The sequence below is a fragment of the Methylophilus sp. E2MeOHC9 genome (genome assembly GCF_058744375.1).
In genome coordinates, this window is the sequence record NZ_CP196024.1 from 101796 (window position 1) to 120068 (window position 18273).

Sequence of the window (18273 nt, forward strand, 5' to 3'; positions counted from 1 at the left end):
TATTTCTAGATGATTGCCAAATCATATTGCTTTGAACTACACCTTATAGATTTTCTCAATGGTTTCCCATTCAGGTCGTCTAAGTTTTAAGGTTATAGGATCAAGCCTCACGAGCAATTAGTATCAGTTAGCTTAATGCATTACTGCACTTCCACACCTGACCTATCAACGTCCTGGTCTTGAACGACTCTTTAGCTGGCTTAAAGCCAGAGGCAAGTCTCATCTCGAGGCGAGTTTCACGCTTAGATGCTTTCAGCGTTTATCTCTTCCGCACTTAGCTACCCAGCTATACCATTGGCATGATAACTGGTCCACCAGAGGTGCGTCCACTCCGGTCCTCTCGTACTAGGAGCAGGTCCCCTCAAACTTGCAGCGCCCACGGCAGATAGGGACCAAACTGTCTCACGACGTTTTAAACCCAGCTCACGTACCACTTTAAATGGCGAACAGCCATACCCTTGGGACCGGCTACAGCCCCAGGATGTGATGAGCCGACATCGAGGTGCCAAACTCCCCCGTCGATATGAACTCTTGGGAGGAATCAGCCTGTTATCCCCAGAGTACCTTTTATCCGTTGAGCGATGGCCCTTCCATACAGAACCACCGGATCACTATGACCTGCTTTCGCACCTGCTCGACCTGTCCGTCTCGCAGTCAAGCAACCTTTTGCCATTGCACTATCAGTACGATTTCCGACCGTACCTAGGTTACCTTCGCACTCCTCCGTTACTCTTTGGGAGGAGACCGCCCCAGTCAAACTGCCTACCATACACGGTCCCCAGTCCGGATTACGGACCTAGGTTAGAACCTCAACAACATCAGGGTGGTATTTCAAGGTTGACTCCACGATATCTAGCGACACCGCTTCATAGTCTCCCACCTATCCTACACAAATCTTGTCAAAGTCCAATGTAAAGCTGCAGTAAAGGTTCATGGGGTCTTTCCGTCTAGCCGCGGGGAGATTGCATCTTCACAAACATTTCAACTTCGCTGAGTCCCGAGAGGAGACAGTGTGGCCATCGTTACGCCATTCGTGCGGGTCGGAACTTACCCGACAAGGAATTTCGCTACCTTAGGACCGTTATAGTTACGGCCGCCGTTTACTGGGACTTCAATCAAGAGCTTGCACCCCATCATTTAATCTTCCAGCACCGGGCAGGCGTCACACCCTATACGTCCACTTTCGTGTTTGCAGAGTGCTGTGTTTTTATTAAACAGTCGCAGCCACCTTTTCACTGCAACCCCATCACGCTTCTAGAGCAAGTCTATACACGTTACCGGGGCGCACCTTCTCCCGAAGTTACGGTGCTAATTTGCCGAGTTCCTTCTCCCGGGTTCTCTCAAGCGCCTTAGAATTCTCATCCTGCCCACCTGTGTCGGTTTGCGGTACGGTCTTATACAACTGAAGCTTAGTGGCTTTTCTTGGAAGCATGGTATCAATCACTTCACGTACAAGTACGCTCGTTATCACGTCTCAGTCTTAGCTCTCCGGATTTGCCTAAAGAACCAACCTACACGCTTGAACCGGGACATCCAACACCCGGCTGACCTAACCTTCTCCGTCCCCACATCGCATTGTATAGAGGTACAGGAATATTAACCTGTTTCCCATCAGCTACGCATCTCTGCCTCACCTTAGGGGCCGACTCACCCTGCGCCGATGAACGTTGCGCAGGAAACCTTGGGCTTTCGGCGAGGGAGCTTTTCACTCCCTTTATCGCTACTCATGTCAGCATTCGCACTTCTGATACCTCCAGCGCCCCTCACAGGACACCTTCGCAGGCCTACAGAACGCTCTCCTACCATGCACATAATAAATTATGGCATCCGAAGCTTCGGTTACGTGCTTAGCCCCGTTACATCTTCCGCGCAGGACGACTCGACCAGTGAGCTATTACGCTTTCTTTAAATGATGGCTGCTTCTAAGCCAACATCCTGGCTGTCTATGCCTTCCCACTTCGTTTTCCACTTAGCACGTCATTTGGGACCTTAGCTGTCGGTCTGGGTTGTTTCCCTCTTGACCACGGACGTTAGCACCCATGGTCTGTCTCCCGTAATTGCATTTCTCAGTATTCGGAGTTTGCAATGGTTTGGTAAGTTCTTATGAACCCCCTAGCCATAACAGTGCTCTACCCCCGAGAATGATATACGAGGCACTACCTAAATAGTTTTCGGAGAGAACCAGCTATCTCCAAGTTTGTTTAGCCTTTCACCCCTATCCACAGCTCATCCCCAAATTTTTCAACATTTGTGGGTTCGGACCTCCAGTACCTGTTACGGCACCTTCATCCTGGCCATGGATAGATCACTTGGTTTCGGGTCTACACCCAGCGACTAAAACGCCCTATTCGGACTCGATTTCTCTACGCCTCCCCTATCGGTTAAGCTTGCCACTGAATGTAAGTCGCTGACCCATTATACAAAAGGTACGCAGTCACGGAACAAGTCCGCTCCCACTGTTTGTATGCATACGGTTTCAGGATCTATTTCACTCCCCTCCCGGGGTTCTTTTCGCCTTTCCCTCACGGTACTTGTTCACTATCGGTCGATTACGAGTATTTAGCCTTGGAGGATGGTCCCCCCATGTTCAGACAAGGTTTCTCGTGCCCCGCCCTACTTTTCGTTACCCTAGTTCCACAGACGGGATTTCGTATACGGGACTATCACCCACTACGGTCGGACTTTCCATTCCGTTCTACTATCGCATCTGCTAAAAATAACAGGCTATTCCATGTTCGCTCGCCACTACTTACGGAATCTCGGTTGATTTCTTTTCCTCGAGCTACTTAGATGTTTCAGTTCACTCGGTTCGCCACCATCTCCCTATATATTCAGGAGCGGTTACCCTTGCGGGTGGGTTTCCCCATTCGGACATCTCCGGATCAAAGCTTATTTGCCAGCTCCCCGAAGCTTTTCGCAGGCTATCACGTCCTTCATCGCCTGTAATCGCCAAGGCATCCACCATATGCACTTATTCACTTGACCCTATAACGTTAAAACCTAAACCCTTTTTAAATCTAGATTTCGTCGTGCATGAGACACGCGTTACAGGTAATTCTAAAGCACTATCAAACCTCGTTAGATTTGCTTAAGTTATTGATTACTCAACAACCCAAGCTTCTCAACTTGCGTTTAATATATTTATGATTTTGCAATCAATCGATATTATTTCCGGTTAAAAAATAATATCGCCCATTGAATATAAGTTGTCATCACACAACCTATATTCCTTTACTTCTTCCATTTTGTTAAAGAGCAGACTAGTTAAAAAACTAGAAGCAAGCACTACGCAAGTAACGCTTGCTTCTAATCTCTAAATCTACAACAAAGATCTATTCACTCAAACCATCAATGAAGTGGTGGAGGATAACGGGATCGAACCGTTGACCCCCTGCTTGCAAAGCAGGTGCTCTCCCAGCTGAGCTAATCCCCCGATATAGACTGGTGGGTCTGGTTGGGCTCGAACCAACGACCCCCGCGTTATCAACACGGTGCTCTAACCAGCTGAGCTACAGACCCTAAGGCGGTTCGCCTAAATCTTTGTTGCTGCTTAATTCCAGATGACTGATAAGAGTGAATGCTTGAAGCCGAGTGATCTTCTCTAGAAAGGAGGTGATCCAGCCGCACCTTCCGATACGGCTACCTTGTTACGACTTCACCCCAGTCATGAATACTACCGTGGTAAGCGTCCCCCTTGCGGTTAGACTACCTACTTCTGGTAAAACCCACTCCCATGGTGTGACGGGCGGTGTGTACAAGGCCCGGGAACGTATTCACCGCGACATGCTGATCCGCGATTACTAGCGATTCCGACTTCATGCTCTCGAGTTGCAGAGAACAATCCGGACTACGATCGGCTTTCTGAGATTAGCTCCCCCTCGCGGGTTGGCAACTCTCTGTACCGACCATTGTATTACGTGTGAAGCCCTGGCCATAAGGGCCATGAGGACTTGACGTCATCCCCACCTTCCTCCGGTTTGTCACCGGCAGTCCCATTAAAGTGCCCAACTAAATGATGGCAATTAATGGCAAGGGTTGCGCTCGTTGCGGGACTTAACCCAACATCTCACGACACGAGCTGACGACAGCCATGCAGCACCTGTGTCCACTTTCCCTTACGGGCACCTAATGCATCTCTGCTTCGTTAGTGGCATGTCAAGGCCAGGTAAGGTTTTTCGCGTTGCATCGAATTAATCCACATAATCCACCGCTTGTGCGGGCCCCCGTCAATTCCTTTGAGTTTTAATCTTGCGACCGTACTCCCCAGGCGGTCTACTTCACGCGTTAGCTGCGTTACTCATGGATTTTACTCCACCAACAACTAGTAGACATCGTTTAGGGCGTGGACTACCAGGGTATCTAATCCTGTTTGCTCCCCACGCTTTCGTGCATGAGCGTCAATATTATCCCAGGGGGCTGCCTTCGCCATTGGTATTCCTCCACATCTCTACGCATTTCACTGCTACACGTGGAATTCTACCCCCCTCTGACATATTCTAGTCTGGCAGTTTCAAACGCAGTTCCCAAGTTGAGCTCGGGGATTTCACATCTGACTTGCCAAACCGCCTGCGCACGCTTTACGCCCAGTAATTCCGATTAACGCTCGCACCCTACGTATTACCGCGGCTGCTGGCACGTAGTTAGCCGGTGCTTCTTATCAAGGTACCGTCAGCCTCACACTTTATTAGAATGTAAGTTTTCTTCCCTTGCGAAAGAGCTTTACAACCCGAAGGCCTTCTTCACTCACGCGGAATGGCTGGATCAGGCTTTCGCCCATTGTCCAAAATTCCCCACTGCTGCCTCCCGTAGGAGTCTGGACCGTGTCTCAGTTCCAGTGTGGCTGGTCGTCCTCTCAGACCAGCTACTGATCGAAGCCTTGGTAGGCTATTACCCCACCAACTAGCTAATCAGATATCGGCCGCTCTTATAACGTAAGGTCCGAAGATCCCCTACTTTCCCCCTCAGGGCGTATGCGGTATTAGCTAATCTTTCGACTAGTTATCCCCCATTACAAGGCACGTTCCGATATATTACTCACCCGTTCGCCACTAATCCCCCTAGCAAGCTAAGGTTCATCGTTCGACTTGCATGTGTAAAGCATTCCGCCAGCGTTCAATCTGAGCCAGGATCAAACTCTTCAGTTTATTCCTAACTATTACTTTATACCTCTTTCGAGGCGGTATTCGTTTCGCTTAATTTCTCAAATTCATTTCAAGGTATGTGTGTAAAAAACACTGTACATACTTGTCATAAATCTAAGTGTAAAGCATTTGTATTTTCTGAGTTTCTACGCATTGAATGCGCTTCACTCAACTACAAACACCCACACTTATCAGTCATCCTAATTTTTAAAGAACACAGCCACTAGGGCCTTCATCACTAACGCCTTGCGTCAACGAGGTGCGCATTATACAGCGCTTTTTACATCGGTCAAGCAGGAAATTTATTTCAATTAAAACGAATTTATTTGCTTGGTTGCGGGAACAGGATTTGAACCTGTGACCTTCGGGTTATGAGCCCGACGAGCTGCCAGACTGCTCCATCCCGCGTCCGAATCGACTAGTAAAACTTGTGTTGCGTCGAGAGGTGAGACTATAGCAAGGAAGCTAAAGGTGTGTCAACACCAATTCGAAAATACTTCCAGGCTTAAGCTGATCAATAACAGGGATAAACTAAATGGCGCCGCTTGCCAGCGACGACTTTTAGTTATCAGAACTTTGATATTGCCTTATGTTTACTGCGCGGCACCAAATACTTTTTTCAGCAAGTTGCTGGCCTGGCCCATAGGGTCTTGTCGAATGGCCGCTTCTTCTTTTGCCACCATCAGGTAAACGCCGTCCAATGCCTTTTGCGTGACATATTGATTGATATTGGCATTTTCCTTCTTTACTACACCAAACTTGCTGCCCATTTCCGCATACTGATTATAGGTATCGGCCAGTTTGACATTGGCAGTCGCTTTTTGCACGACCGGCAGGAACTTGGCGGCCATCTCGGTTGAGGTGGTTTTCTTGAAGTATTGTGTCGCCGCATCTTGCGGGCCAGTGAGTATGCCTTTGACATCGGCCAGACTCATTTGCTTGATGGAGTTGACCAGCAGGGTTTTGGCTTCAGGCACCGCTTGTTCTGCCGCACGATTCATTTTCAGGATGAGTTCATCAGCCTGATCGCCCATGCCGACCAGTCGCATGCCTTTTTCAACCTTCTTCAGGGAATCCGGCAAAGGGATTTTCACGTCTTTATTACCCAGAAAGCCATCCGTGGCACCCAGCACATCGACCGCTTTTGTCACCCCCTGATTGAGCGCAAGCTTCAGCCCGTCATTGGTTTCCTTGTCGGTCAGGCTGCTGACAGCGCCGCTATTATCAGCGGTAGCGTTACCGCTGACTTTATTGACGACATCCCCCAGGCTCTTTAGATCAAGTGCTTGTGCATCCGAAAACAACAAGCCTATCAGTATCACCCACGCAGTTTTTTTCATTATTTATCTCCATGCAAATCTGAGATCAGTGTACCGACAAATGACTGGCCAAGAAAGGACAAAAGCAAGCCTGGGAGGGCTTGCTTTATCATTTGTTGTATAACTGTTAAATTTTGCAATCAAACTTTAAATTGCTCCACCTTCCAAATGCGATTTGCATATTCACCTATGGTACGGTCACTGGAGAATTTCGCCATGCGCGCCACATTTAAGATAGCCACACGCGACCAGGCTTCTTCATCCTGGTACAAGGCAGCTACTTTGTCTTGCGCCTCGACATAGGCGGCATAGTCTGCGAGTAACAGGTAATGGTCGCCTTTGTGTAACAAGGTATCGACAATCGCCTGGTATCGATCAGGTTCGCCCACTGAAAAGAAACCATTGCCTATCATATCGATGACCTGCTTCAATTCAGCGTTACCGTTGTAATAATCCCAGGGGTTATACCCACTTGCCTTGATTTGCGCGACCTCGGGCGTAGTCAGGCCGAAGATAAAGATATTCTCATCACCGACTTCTTCCTTGATCTCCACATTGGCGCCATCCAGTGTGCCTATGGTCAGCGCCCCATTGAGCGCCATCTTCATATTACCCGTGCCACTGGCTTCAGTGCCAGCAGTAGAGATCTGCTCAGACAAATCAGCACCCGGGAACAGGATCTCGGCGGCGCTCACCTCATAGTTAGGATAAAACACGACTTTCAGCTGGTCACCGATAACCGGGTCATTGTTAATCAGCGTTGCGACATCATTAATCAAGCGGATGATCTGCTTGGCCAGCCAGTAACCTGGCGCGGCTTTACCAGCAAAGATCACCACGCGAGGCGTATGGTGTTTTGCCTGGCCACTACGAATGCGGTTATATAAGGTGATGACATGCAACACATTTAATAACTGACGTTTGTATTCGTGGATCCGTTTGATCTGCACATCAAATATCGCTTGCGGGTTAATGGCAACACCAGTTTTCTGCAGGATTTTATAGGCCAGGCGCTGTTTGTTGGCTGCCTTCACTTCGCGGAAAGCTTTCCTGAAAGCTGCATTCTCAGCCAACGGCTCGATATTCTTAATCAGGCCCAGGTCTTTCTGGAAACCAGTGCCTATATGTTTCGTTAATAGCTCGGTGAGCAGCGGGTTAGCCTGGTTGAGCCAGCGGCGCGGCGTAATACCATTGGTCACATTGGTAAATTTGCCGGGATAAATTTTGTTGAAGTCGGCAAACAATGTCGTCCGCAACAATTCACTGTGTAAAGCCGCCACCCCATTCACGGTATGGCTACCGACCACCGCCAGGTGAGCCATGCGCACACGGCGGCCATGCGTTTCATCAATAATGGAGACGCGACTGAGCAAGGCGCTATCGCCGGGGAAATGCTGGTTCACCATCTGCAGGAACCTGTGGTTAATTTCGAAAATGATCTCCAGATGGCGTGGCAACAGCGATGAAAACAGATCTACCGACCAGGTTTCCAGTGCTTCCGGCATCAGCGTGTGGTTGGTGTAGGCGAATATCTGCGTGACCAGTTTCCATGCCCTGTCCCAAGCCAGGTGATAGTGATCGACCAACTGGAACATCATTTCAGCCACGGCAATCGCAGGATGAGTATCGTTTAACTGGATGGCGACCTTTTGCGGCAACGTATCCCAGTCCGGATTATTTGTGATAAACCGGTGCAGGATGTCTTGCGTAGAGGCGGATACAAAAAAGTATTGCTGTTTTAAACGCAACTCTTTGCCAGATTCAGAGGTGTCGTTTGGATATAGCACCTGGGAAATGGTCTCCGCCCCATGACGGCCTTCGACAGATTTATCGTAGTTACCCTGATTAAACGATGTCAGGTCGAACTCTTTAGCGGCTTTGGCAGACCACAAGCGCAGATTATTCACTGTTTGTGTGCCATAGCCGGGCACAGGTACATCGTACGGCATGGCCACTACACTCTCGGTGTCTATCCAGTGGCGTTCTGTGCCACGCTCGGTATGCACTTGCACGACACGGCCATAAAACTTCACTTCGCAGGTATGTTCCGGGCGCTGTACTTCCCAGATATTCTGGTAGCGCAACCAGTTATCAGGATTCTCAACCTGTTGGCCACCCTCAATACTTTGCCTGAACATGCCATAGTCATAGCGAATACCGTAACCGGTCGCTGGAATATCCATGGTCGCCATAGAATCCACGAAACACGCAGCTAACCTGCCTAAACCGCCATTGCCCAGCGCAGCGTCCGGCTCCATCTCGGCCACGCTTTCCAGTTGCTGGCCGATTTCTTGCAGGCCTTCGCTTAGTTCCGGTGCAACGCCCAAATTCAGTGCTGCATTTGACAGCATGCGGCCGATCAAGAATTCGAGTGATAAATAATAGACGCGCTTGGTATTTGCATCGCGATAAGCATCCCGGGTAATCACCCAACGACTCATTAAGTGGTCACGCACAGTAAAGGCAGCGGTTTGGTACCAGTCCCTGGTAGTGGCCCAGGAGTTGGATTTACCCAGAGAAAATGTCAGATGGTTGCGTAAAGCTTGCGGAATCGGCAACTGCGTCAGCAAAAAGTCTTCAGCGTTATGGATGGTTTCTATTTTGTTAGTCTTGGAACGTGTGGATTTGGCATTAGTGGCCATGCATCTTCCCCTGAAATAATCAATAACGGATGTGATCGTCTAACTTAAAAGCAAAAAACAAGCCCGTCGCGGCAATGAGCCTGTATGACAAAAAGCCACGGCGAAGGTGCCATGGCTTTTATTATAAACAGGATAAATGTAATGATGATGACTAAAATAGTGGCAGTGCATGCCAGCCGTGGGGCCATCAGTTGAATGCCAATAGTCTATATCGCCCAGCCGTAAGCAATGCCAAGGGAGTTCTGGTTCATGCGTACATCCGCCTCGCCGCCGCCAAAAGGCGCAGCTGGAATCGAGTTATTACCACGCACTTTGTTTTCAAAGGCATGTGCAAAAAAGAACGAAAGCTCAGACTTGTTCGGCAAAGTATAGGTTGCCCCTAAGGTAAGGTGATCCTGCACCACAGCAGGCGCCAGGATATTGAACAGGGTTTCGCTGCTGCGCACCGGTTGCGAACTATGATTGTAACCAGCACGCAAGGTCAGGCTATCGCTGTAGGCATACTGTGCACCGACCTTGAGCACTGTGACATCACGCCAGCCAAATCCCGGGCCGCTGGATGCGCCCAGCCTGGCAGGCAGGTTACTCAACGATAAATTGCCGATCGCATTCACATCAGAATACAAGATGCGTTGCGCATCGGCAGCCAGCGTCAATGCGGGCGTCGTTTTAATGGCGATACCAATACCGTAATTGGCAGGGATATCAATATCGCCATCCTCTGCAAACAAGCCTTTATATTTATCAAACTTGCTGGCGTAGGTTTTGGTCTGGTAAGTCGCGCCCAAGGTCACCGCATCACTCACCTGGCCGATCCAGCCGAAACGCAAGCCGGCGCCATACGAGTGGTCGTGCCCATTATTGGTCACATTTCCCGGCGAGGTTGTGAAGCCTGCGTTATCAAAGTTCTGCAAGCCTTTCGCCTCGAAACGTTGATATGCCAGATTGAGTGAGACACCTAATACATGCTGCTCAGTCACGCGCCAGGTCGCAGTTGGCGCTACCACCACTTGCAGATAATCAATCCCGACCCGGCTGCCGGTATTATTGAAATAAGGGATACCATCTTTATAATCTGTGTTCATGCCACCATTGCCGTAAACGCTGACACCCAGGGTGGTGCGGTCATTGATCACGCGGTTATAGCCAAACTCGGGGATAAAAAAGTGTTCGGTATCATTGCCATCATAGCGGCCATCCAGCGCCCCGCTGCCACCGGCAGTATTGCTGAGGCGGACATCGCGGTCCGGCTTGAACCAGGTGACGCCAAAATCGATCCGGTCGCCAACAATCCCCAGACCAGCCGGGTTGGTAGCAGCCGCCAATGCATCTTGCGGCAGCGCAATGCCCACGCCACCTAAACCCAAACCCTTAACCCCATAGCCATGGGCAAAATAACCATCGGTGGCAAAGGCTTGGCCTGCCAGCATTGATAACAGCCACGGCAACATTTTTACGGTAGTGCGCATATCCAGCCCCTTCACAATGATTGAGGGGTTTAATCTACCAAGCTTAATTAATAACAGAAAAGAATTTTGGATTATATTGATATAACCATACAAAATATAAAACCCGCTCGCGCGGGTTTTATATTTAAAGCAAACTTGCTGATTAATTGAATGAGTAATTAAAGAATCAAGCTATTGATACGCTTCACAAAGCTGGCCGGGTCTTCCAGCTGCCCGCCTTCTGCCAGCAAGGCCTGGTCAAACAGCACATGCGCATAATCGGTAAATTTCGCATCATCACTTTCAGCCTGGAGTTTTTCAACCAGTCGGTGCGCAGGATTCACTTCCAGAATCGGTTTGCTCTCTGGCGCCTGTTGACCCGCCGCTTTGAGAATACGCGCCAGATTACCGGAAAGATCATGCTCGCCTGCCACCAGGCAAGCGGGTGAATCAGTTAACCTATGCGTGACTTTGACTTCTTTCACTGCATCGCCCAGCGCCGATTTGATGCGTTCCACCAGGCCTTTGGCATTTTCTTCCACTTGCTTCTGCGCTTCTTTATCTGCTTCGTCTTCCAGCTTGCCCAGGTCTAAATCACCTTTGGCGATGGATTGCAGTTTTTTGCCTTCAAACTCGGTCAGGCTACCCAGCAACCATTCATCGACTTTGTCCGACAACAGCAATACTTCAATGCCTTTTTTGCGGAAAATTTCCAGGTGAGGTGAGTTTTTCGCAGCCGCAAACGTATCTGCCGTGATGTAGTAAATCACTTCCTGCTCCGCTTTAAAGCGGCCGATGTAATCTTTCAGCGACACATCTTGCGTATCGTTATCGGCATGGGTAGAAGCAAAGCGAAGCAAACCAGCGATCTTGTCTTTGTTGGCGAAGTCTTCGCCAGGGCCTTCTTTCAGTACGCGGCCGAACTCGCCCCAGAACTTGTTATATTCTTCCGGTTTGTTGTCTGCGATATCTTCCAGCAAGCTCAGCACTTTTTTCACGGAGCCATTTTTAATCGCCTCCACATCACGGCTGTCTTGCAGGATTTCGCGCGACACGTTTAACGGCAAATCAGCAGAATCAATCACCCCGCGCACAAAACGCAGGTATTGCGGCATCAGCTTTTCGGCCTCTTCCATGATAAATACGCGTTTTACATACAGTTTGATACCCTGGCGGCGCTCCCTGTCATACAAATCAAACGGCGCCTTGCTTGGCACATAGAGCAGGGAAATATATTCCTGTTTGCCCTCTACACGGCTATGCGTATACGCCAATGGGTTTTCATAATCATGCGACACATGCTTGTAAAACTCGTTGTACTCTTCTTCAGTGATATCGCTCTTGCTGCGCGCCCACAAGGCAGAAGCAGTATTGATGGTTTCATCTTCATCCGTAGCCACCATCTGGCCACCTTCGCCGTTTTCGCCATCTTTCCATTCGGACTTTTTCATCACGATAGGCAAAGTGATATGGTCAGAATATTTTCTGACGATGGTTTTCAGCTTCCAGTCATTCAGGAACTCCTCTTCGCCTTCGCGCAGATGCAGGATCACCTCGGTACCGCGACCAGCCTTCTCTGTGGCCTCAATCGTGAAATCGCCTTCACCACCTGACTCCCACTTGATCGCTTCAGCCTCACCCGCACGGCGCGTGATCAGCGTGACTTTGTCCGCGATGATAAAGCTGGAATAGAAACCCACACCAAACTGGCCGATCAGGTTGGCATCTTTGGCCTGGTCACCTGTCAGGTTCTGGAAGAATTCCTTGGTGCCGGATTTGGCAATGGTACCGATGTTATTGATGACTTCTTCACGACGCATGCCTATGCCATTGTCAGAAATGGTCACCGTGCGCGCGTCTTTATCAAACGCGATTTTAATACTGAGTTCACTGTCATTTTCATACAGGCTGCCATTTGAGATAGCCTCAAAGCGCAACTTATCCGCCGCATCAGAGGCGTTGGAAATCAATTCACGCAATACGATCTCTTTATTGCTATACAGCGAATGAATCATCAACTGTAGTAATTGTTTGACCTCGGCCTGAAAGCCCATGGTTTGTTTAGATGGCGATTCTGCTGTCGCTGTCGTCATAACGGTTCTCCAAATAACGGGTTTTAAACACAAAAATTTTTGTTTAGATGGGGAAAACAAAACCGTTTTTCAAGAGGGGAAATAGCTATTGCAGGAAAACATGCAGCCAACCCATGATTAAAACATCAGTCCACACATACCATTTACCCATCGAATAACTTGTTCATCTCGCTGCTTGCTGATTTAAAAACCCGCTTCCAGCACGCTTCTTGCTAGCTATTTATTGAAGAGGCTTTGTTAAGTAATAAGGAGTGGATGATGAATATTTTTCACACTTTGATTGAGCAAATGCAGGTCATGCAACTGCCATTAACCGCAGTGACTTTAACTGCGGTACCTCGAGCGGATACGCCCTTGCTGTTGATGTTGCACTGGCATGGATTCCGCAAGCAGCCTATGGTGGCCTTACCCATGCTAAAACCGCTACTGAAACCGGTGCCAGGCTCAGCCTTGCAGATCAATGACCGCTGGCGTCAACCGGAAATGGTTGAAGAAGCCGTGCTGGATGCCGCATGGCAATTAGGCGCATGGGATGTACAACGCGAAGAGCATAGGGCCTGCACTTATGTCGGTGCGACAGATCAGGAAGCGCTGGCGTGCAAACAGGCGTTCGGCAAATATGATGAAGCGCTGGAACACGAACTGCTAGTGAGTGAAGCCCCAGATCGCGATGAGATGTTGCAGTTGGGTGCCAAAGTTGGTTACATCCGCTGGCAGTTCAGGCCGGTGAATGGCGGGGTTTGGCAATCGACGGCGGAGGATGATACGTTGATGGAAGATGGGCGGCGGATTCCGCCATGCCCGATCAGGCCTTTGGCGTTGAAGGGTGGGAAGATGAGTACCACGGCGTTTAGGCTGGGGCAGATTAATAGGATTATTCTGTTGAAATAGCTTTACAGCCCGGGATGGATGATGAGCAGGTTTGATATCTTGAACCATTCTTTTTCGCCTGTAGGCGAGTTACTTTTCTTTGCTTGCACAAAGAAAACGTAACCAAAAGAAATGCACCCTAGCTTCCGCTTGTTTCCTGCGTTGCTCATCAACGTGGGCGTCCAACGGAACTCGCCCTGACAAGCCACACACAACGTGGCTTGTTGCGGAACTCAAACAGGCGCTGGCCGAAGACTCCCACGCCGACTGCGCTACTCGGCGCGTCAGATAGGGGCCCGTGAAAAACACTACGCAGTTAGTTAAGTGAGGGTTCTCACATCGCGTCCCGTACAACCATTGAATAAAACAAACAAGAGAACCTCACAAAACAATTGAATTGGTTTGTGGGGTTTAGCTTTGGAAGTTAAAGAAGTCCCTTAGCGCCCTGAATGCCATACGTTTAACCAACATTTCATCGTGGTGGTTTTAACCGGGCCCCTATCTGACGCGCCGAGTAGCGCAGGCAAAATAAGGAGGAAGGGAGCGACTGTCTGAGCTCCGCGGTGGCCTGCGTTATGTGCAGGCCGCTAGGGCGAGTTTCGCGACCGCTTATTTTGACGAGCAACGCAGGAAACAAGCGGAAGCTAGGTGCCCTTTCTTTTGGTGACTTATTCTTTGGGCAAGCAAAGAAAAGTCACTCGCCTAGGGGCGAAAGGGAATCGCGAAATAGAGTGCCAAACCACCCAAAGAAATACCGATTACAACTTACAGCAAGTGCAATACTTGTTCTTTATTGTAACCAAGCTAAGAAGTAACCTGCCTGGATTCTGGCCTACGCCAGAATGACGACCAGTTGTAGACAGTTATCTGCTTCTGACTTAAGCCAGCGGCATCACAAACAGAAAGCATGCGCTGCGAAACCTCCTGCTACACCTTCCATCAGAATGAATGTTTGTTACGGCATTCACATATTGCACAAAAACCAGCCCCTACGGTGTCCATCTCAACCCAATAGACAACCACTGACTCCCACTATCCCCATTCACCTGCTGACCTATCGTGCCATCCACCTGAAACACCTCCGGCACTAATGAATACCGCACACCCAGCTGATAAAACGGATTTTGCGTATTATCCCCAAACACTTCCGCGATGCCTTTAAACGGTCCACCAAGTTTAAATTCAGCGCCCAACCCCATGCTGGCTTTAAGTTCTGAGGCCTGTTTGTCACGCAACATGCCCATATTCAGATGCACAACGACATCATCATCGCGGAATGAAAAAGACACTGGCACATAAAAGTAGGTATTACCCAACTGGTTGGGGCCGGGCTGAATATCGGTGTGCTTGACATGCCCGGCGGCTAATCCCCAGCCCCAACCATTGGTTTCCAGTGGTTTGAACAGGGTTTTGAATTGCACTATCCAGTCTTCGGTACGGTAGTGTTCATCCTGGTTGCGGTAAACACCGCCGCCCAAGGTGACCTCAAAGTTTTCACCCAGGTTGCAGGCAGGTAATGCCCACATTTCGCGACCGCCTTCATAGGCGCGCACCCAGCTCTCGAGCTGGCAGCTATGGGCATTGGTCAGGCGGGCGTCGTCCGTGACTAATGGACGTGCGGCATGCGCGTTGCAAGACAGGCACAGCGCTAATAGCAGGCTAAAGTAGGTGAGTATCAGTTTAGTCATTTTTATTTTTTATTTTAATTTCAAGCGATGACAGTTTAATGAAATTTGCAGCCGATCAGCGCGACATTTTTATATTCGTTTCCGTCACATTAGTTTCACTGGCCTCTGCCAACATAACGATTTATACTGTTTGCAGGGGTTGCCTATAGGGGCAAACAAGGCGGAGGTGATCGTGGCGACTATTGAGGTGACTGAAACCAGTCCTAATTCTTTTTCTGTCACCGTGCATGGGTCGCAGGTCACCACGCATCAGGTCAGTGTAAAACCGGAGTATGCGAGGCAGTTATTGACTACGCCGCATACGACCACTGAACTGGTGGCGGCTTCTTTCAGTTTCCTGCTTGATCGCGAGTCCAACTCCAGTATTTTGAGAAGTTTTGATTTGAGTGTGATTGAACGCTACTTTCCTGAATACCCCAAGGCTATTTCACGTTATCTAAAGTAATTTCTTCAGTGGTATCGCATGCTAACTATTACCCATGACACCCAACTCGCTGCTGTAGACCTGGGTTCCAACAGCTTTCGACTTGAAATCGGCCGTGTGGTCGATGGGCAGATCCTGCGCGTCGATTACCTGAAAGAGGCTGTTCGCCAGGGCGGCGACCTTGATGAGGATCGCAACCTGAAACCAGAGGCCTTTGAACGCGGGCTGAAATGCCTGGCACGATTTGGCGAGCGACTGAAAGGCTTCCCGGCCGAGCATGTACGTGCTGTGGCCACGCAAACATTGAGGGAGGCAACCAATAGCGCCGACTTTATCAAGCAGGCGCAGAAAGTGCTGGGTTACCCGATTGAGATTATTTCAGGCGTGGAAGAAGCGCGCCTGATTTACCAGGGCGTCAGCCGCATGCTGCCGCAGTCGGATGAGAAACGCCTGGTGATCGATATTGGCGGACGTTCGACCGAGTTTATCCTCGGCCAGCATTTCAAAGCCAACGTCACTGAGTCTCTGCGTTTAGGTTCCGTCGGCTGGTCGCAAAAATATTTTGCCGACGGCCAGTTAAGCGAACGCAACTTTGAAAGGGCCGAAATCGCCGCCGAATCGATTATCGACATGATTGCCAGCCGTTATAGCGGAAACTGGCAGGTGGCCTATGGTGCCTCTGGCACGGTCGGTGCCGTGGCCGATGTTCTGGCTGGTTCAGGATTTTCAGCAAATAAAATCGAGCGCAGCCAGCTCGAATGGCTCAAGCAAACCTTGATCAAAGCCAAAACACCTGACCGCCTGAATATGGAAGGCCTGAAAGATGACAGACGCGCAGTCATTGGCGGTGGCCTGGCTATTTTGACCGCGGTATTTGATACGCTGAATATTGACACCATGTTGGTGGCCAACGGCGCACTACGCCATGGCGTGCTTTACGACATTCTAAGCCCTGCTGATGCGACTGAAGACTTGCGCTCTGCCTCTATCGCCAGGCTGTGCAAACAGTTTGGGGTCGAGCTGGAACATGCGCAGAATGTCAGCAAAGTGGCGCTACATTTTTACGATGTGATGCAAGCCTGTGATACGCAAAAACCTTTATTGCAGTGGGCGGCGCTGTGCCATGAAATTGGCTGGGCCATTTCGCATACCGACTGTAACAAACACGGCGCTTATATTCTCGATAACACTGAGCTGATGGGTTTTGCCCAAAGCGAGTTACACACCATCAGCCTGCTGGTATTGGGGCATCAAGGCAAGTTGCGGAAATTGCCTGCCGACTTTGATAACCAGGACCTGGTTTGCCAGTTAATGGCATTACGCCTGGCGGTGATTTTCTGCCATTCACGCCGATTACCGGTGTTGAAGCATTTACATCTAGCGCACGAAAAGCAGCAATTTACGCTAACTTTGCCAACACAATGGGTCAACCAGCATCCGCAAACACATTACCTGCTGGAAGAAGAATGCCAGCTGTGGCAAAAACTGGGCTGGCAGCTTGAAGCGCATTATGACTAAACGCGTGAATTAAAAGCACGAATAGACACTGAAATAAATAAAACGGGCCGATCAAGGCCCGTTTTATTGAGTGCGGCAAACGCGCCGCACTTATGTACCGTTAAGCAAACTAATCTTTTTTCTTTTTAGTTTGCTTTTCGTCTTCTTCACGCAACTTGGCTACTTTTTCGCGCCACTCGCTCAACTGCTCATCTTCAATTTCAAGCTGTAAAGCGAGTGCCTCTTCCTGCGACAGCTTTTCCTTGATAAAGCGTTTAGGCAGCTTGCCACCCATGCGTGATAACACACGCTCAGCTTCGGCTGGGCTGAGTTGTTGCACTTTTTCCAGATACACTGGATTCGACTTGTCTTTCATATTACTCCTTTGATTTACTGCTAAATGCCTGCCTTGCCAGGCATCCTTGATTCTCAACCTGTTGTCCAGGGTTGTTTAATTTTTTGCCTGCTTGCCAGGCCTTTACTCACTGTTTTGTAAAATCCAGTCGGTGACCGGATTCCACTGTGCAATATCGATCTCTTTGAGAGAGCCCGACAACTCAAAAATACTCAAGCCTTCTTCAGCCGCAGTGACGTATATCTGGGAAGACCGCAACATGGATAACACGGCAAAGCCGGATTCATCCATAAAGGCGAGTAATCGCTCGGCAGATTTGGTGCGTGGCATCACGCGCATGCCTACCAGCCCGACAAAAGTCTTGTGCTTGCGCACTGCTTTTTCCTCAGACAGCAAGCTTAGGAAATCCTGGGTAGCACCAATATCAAAGGCAGAAGGAGCGATAGGCACCAGGATTAAATCTGTCTCGGTCACCGCATCAGAGATTTTCTTGTCGCGCAAACCACCGGGAGAGTCGGTGATGACCCAATCGGCTTTTTGTAATGCGGATTTACCCAGGTCTTCGGCATTGAATACGGCAGCCACATGCTGCGGGCGGCGTGCCAGCCAGGAAGCAGTCGATTGCTGGCGATCAATATCTTCCAGTACAACCTTATGCCCCAACTGCGCCAGATATCCAGCAAGATTGGTAGCGAGGGTCGTTTTACCGCTACCGCCTTTGGTGTTTGCCACCAATATCCTGCGCATCCCATGCTCCCTGTTTGAAGGTGTTGAATTTTGTCATGAAAAACAGCCT

Annotated in this window: 10 protein-coding genes, 3 tRNA genes and 2 rRNA genes; 3 read left to right on the forward strand and 12 right to left on the reverse strand. The window is 49.5% G+C overall.

Translation table 11 applies throughout. The features are described from left to right. Positions 1–96 precede the first annotated feature (96 nt). From ACSSVF_RS00460 to htpG, 9 genes are all read right to left on the reverse strand, one after another. A 23S ribosomal RNA gene (locus tag ACSSVF_RS00460) occupies positions 97–2985 on the reverse strand. A gap of 372 nt (positions 2986–3357) precedes the next feature. Then, a tRNA-Ala gene (locus ACSSVF_RS00465) sits at positions 3358–3433 on the reverse strand. A gap of 9 nt (positions 3434–3442) precedes the next feature. Then, positions 3443–3519 (reverse strand) — tRNA-Ile (locus tag ACSSVF_RS00470). An 86-nt stretch (positions 3520–3605) separates the two neighbouring features. Next, positions 3606–5144, reverse strand: a 16S ribosomal RNA gene (locus ACSSVF_RS00475). The 16S and 23S rRNA genes sit together here with 3 tRNA genes alongside, the layout of an rRNA operon. 328 nt (positions 5145–5472) lie before the next feature. Further along, positions 5473–5549, reverse strand: a tRNA-Met gene (locus ACSSVF_RS00480). A gap of 185 nt (positions 5550–5734) precedes the next feature. Beyond that, entirely contained in the window at positions 5735–6481 is a 747-nt protein-coding gene (locus tag ACSSVF_RS00485) for a DUF4197 domain-containing protein (RefSeq protein ID WP_492404628.1), read from the reverse strand. A gap of 119 nt (positions 6482–6600) precedes the next feature. Next, the gene (locus ACSSVF_RS00490) at positions 6601–9102 is read right to left on the reverse strand and encodes a glycogen/starch/alpha-glucan phosphorylase (RefSeq protein WP_492404629.1); all 2502 of its coding nucleotides are present in this window, start codon (positions 9100–9102) and stop codon (positions 6601–6603) included. 206 nt (positions 9103–9308) lie between these two features. Continuing rightward, on the reverse strand, positions 9309–10571 hold the full coding sequence (locus ACSSVF_RS00495; protein WP_492404631.1) for an OmpP1/FadL family transporter: 1263 nt from the start codon (positions 10569–10571) through the stop codon (positions 9309–9311). Positions 10572–10729: 158 nt separating this feature from the next. Next, positions 10730–12643 carry a molecular chaperone HtpG gene (gene htpG / locus ACSSVF_RS00500; protein WP_492404633.1) on the reverse strand — a complete coding sequence of 638 codons (1914 nt, stop codon included), beginning with the start codon at positions 12641–12643 and terminating at the stop codon, positions 10730–10732. 255 nt (positions 12644–12898) lie between these two features. Between htpG and ACSSVF_RS00505 the strand changes: the two genes are divergently transcribed. Further along, positions 12899–13534 (forward strand): diguanylate cyclase, encoded by a 636-nt coding sequence (locus tag ACSSVF_RS00505; protein WP_492404635.1) that lies wholly within the window; start codon positions 12899–12901, stop codon positions 13532–13534. Between the two features lie 968 nt (positions 13535–14502). Here the strand turns inward: ACSSVF_RS00505 and ACSSVF_RS00510 are convergent. Then, the gene (locus tag ACSSVF_RS00510) at positions 14503–15201 is read right to left on the reverse strand and encodes a PA4824 family protein (RefSeq protein WP_492404637.1); all 699 of its coding nucleotides are present in this window, start codon (positions 15199–15201) and stop codon (positions 14503–14505) included. Positions 15202–15373: 172 nt separating this feature from the next. Between ACSSVF_RS00510 and ACSSVF_RS00515 the strand changes: the two genes are divergently transcribed. Continuing rightward, positions 15374–15646: a hypothetical protein gene (locus ACSSVF_RS00515; protein ID WP_492404639.1), complete on the forward strand. Its 273-nt coding sequence runs from the start codon at positions 15374–15376 to the stop codon at positions 15644–15646. A gap of 18 nt (positions 15647–15664) precedes the next feature. After that, complete coding sequence (gene ppx / locus ACSSVF_RS00520) at positions 15665–17143, forward strand: exopolyphosphatase (RefSeq protein WP_492404640.1); 1479 nt, start codon at positions 15665–15667, stop codon at positions 17141–17143. A gap of 109 nt (positions 17144–17252) precedes the next feature. Here the strand turns inward: ppx and ACSSVF_RS00525 are convergent, their stop codons facing one another. Then, positions 17253–17498, reverse strand: coding sequence for a hypothetical protein (locus tag ACSSVF_RS00525; RefSeq protein WP_492404642.1), 246 nt, complete (start codon positions 17496–17498; stop codon positions 17253–17255). Between the two features lie 102 nt (positions 17499–17600). After that, positions 17601–18224 (reverse strand): nucleotide-binding protein, encoded by a 624-nt coding sequence (locus tag ACSSVF_RS00530; RefSeq protein WP_492404644.1) that lies wholly within the window; start codon positions 18222–18224, stop codon positions 17601–17603. Positions 18225–18273: the final 49 nt, after the last annotated feature.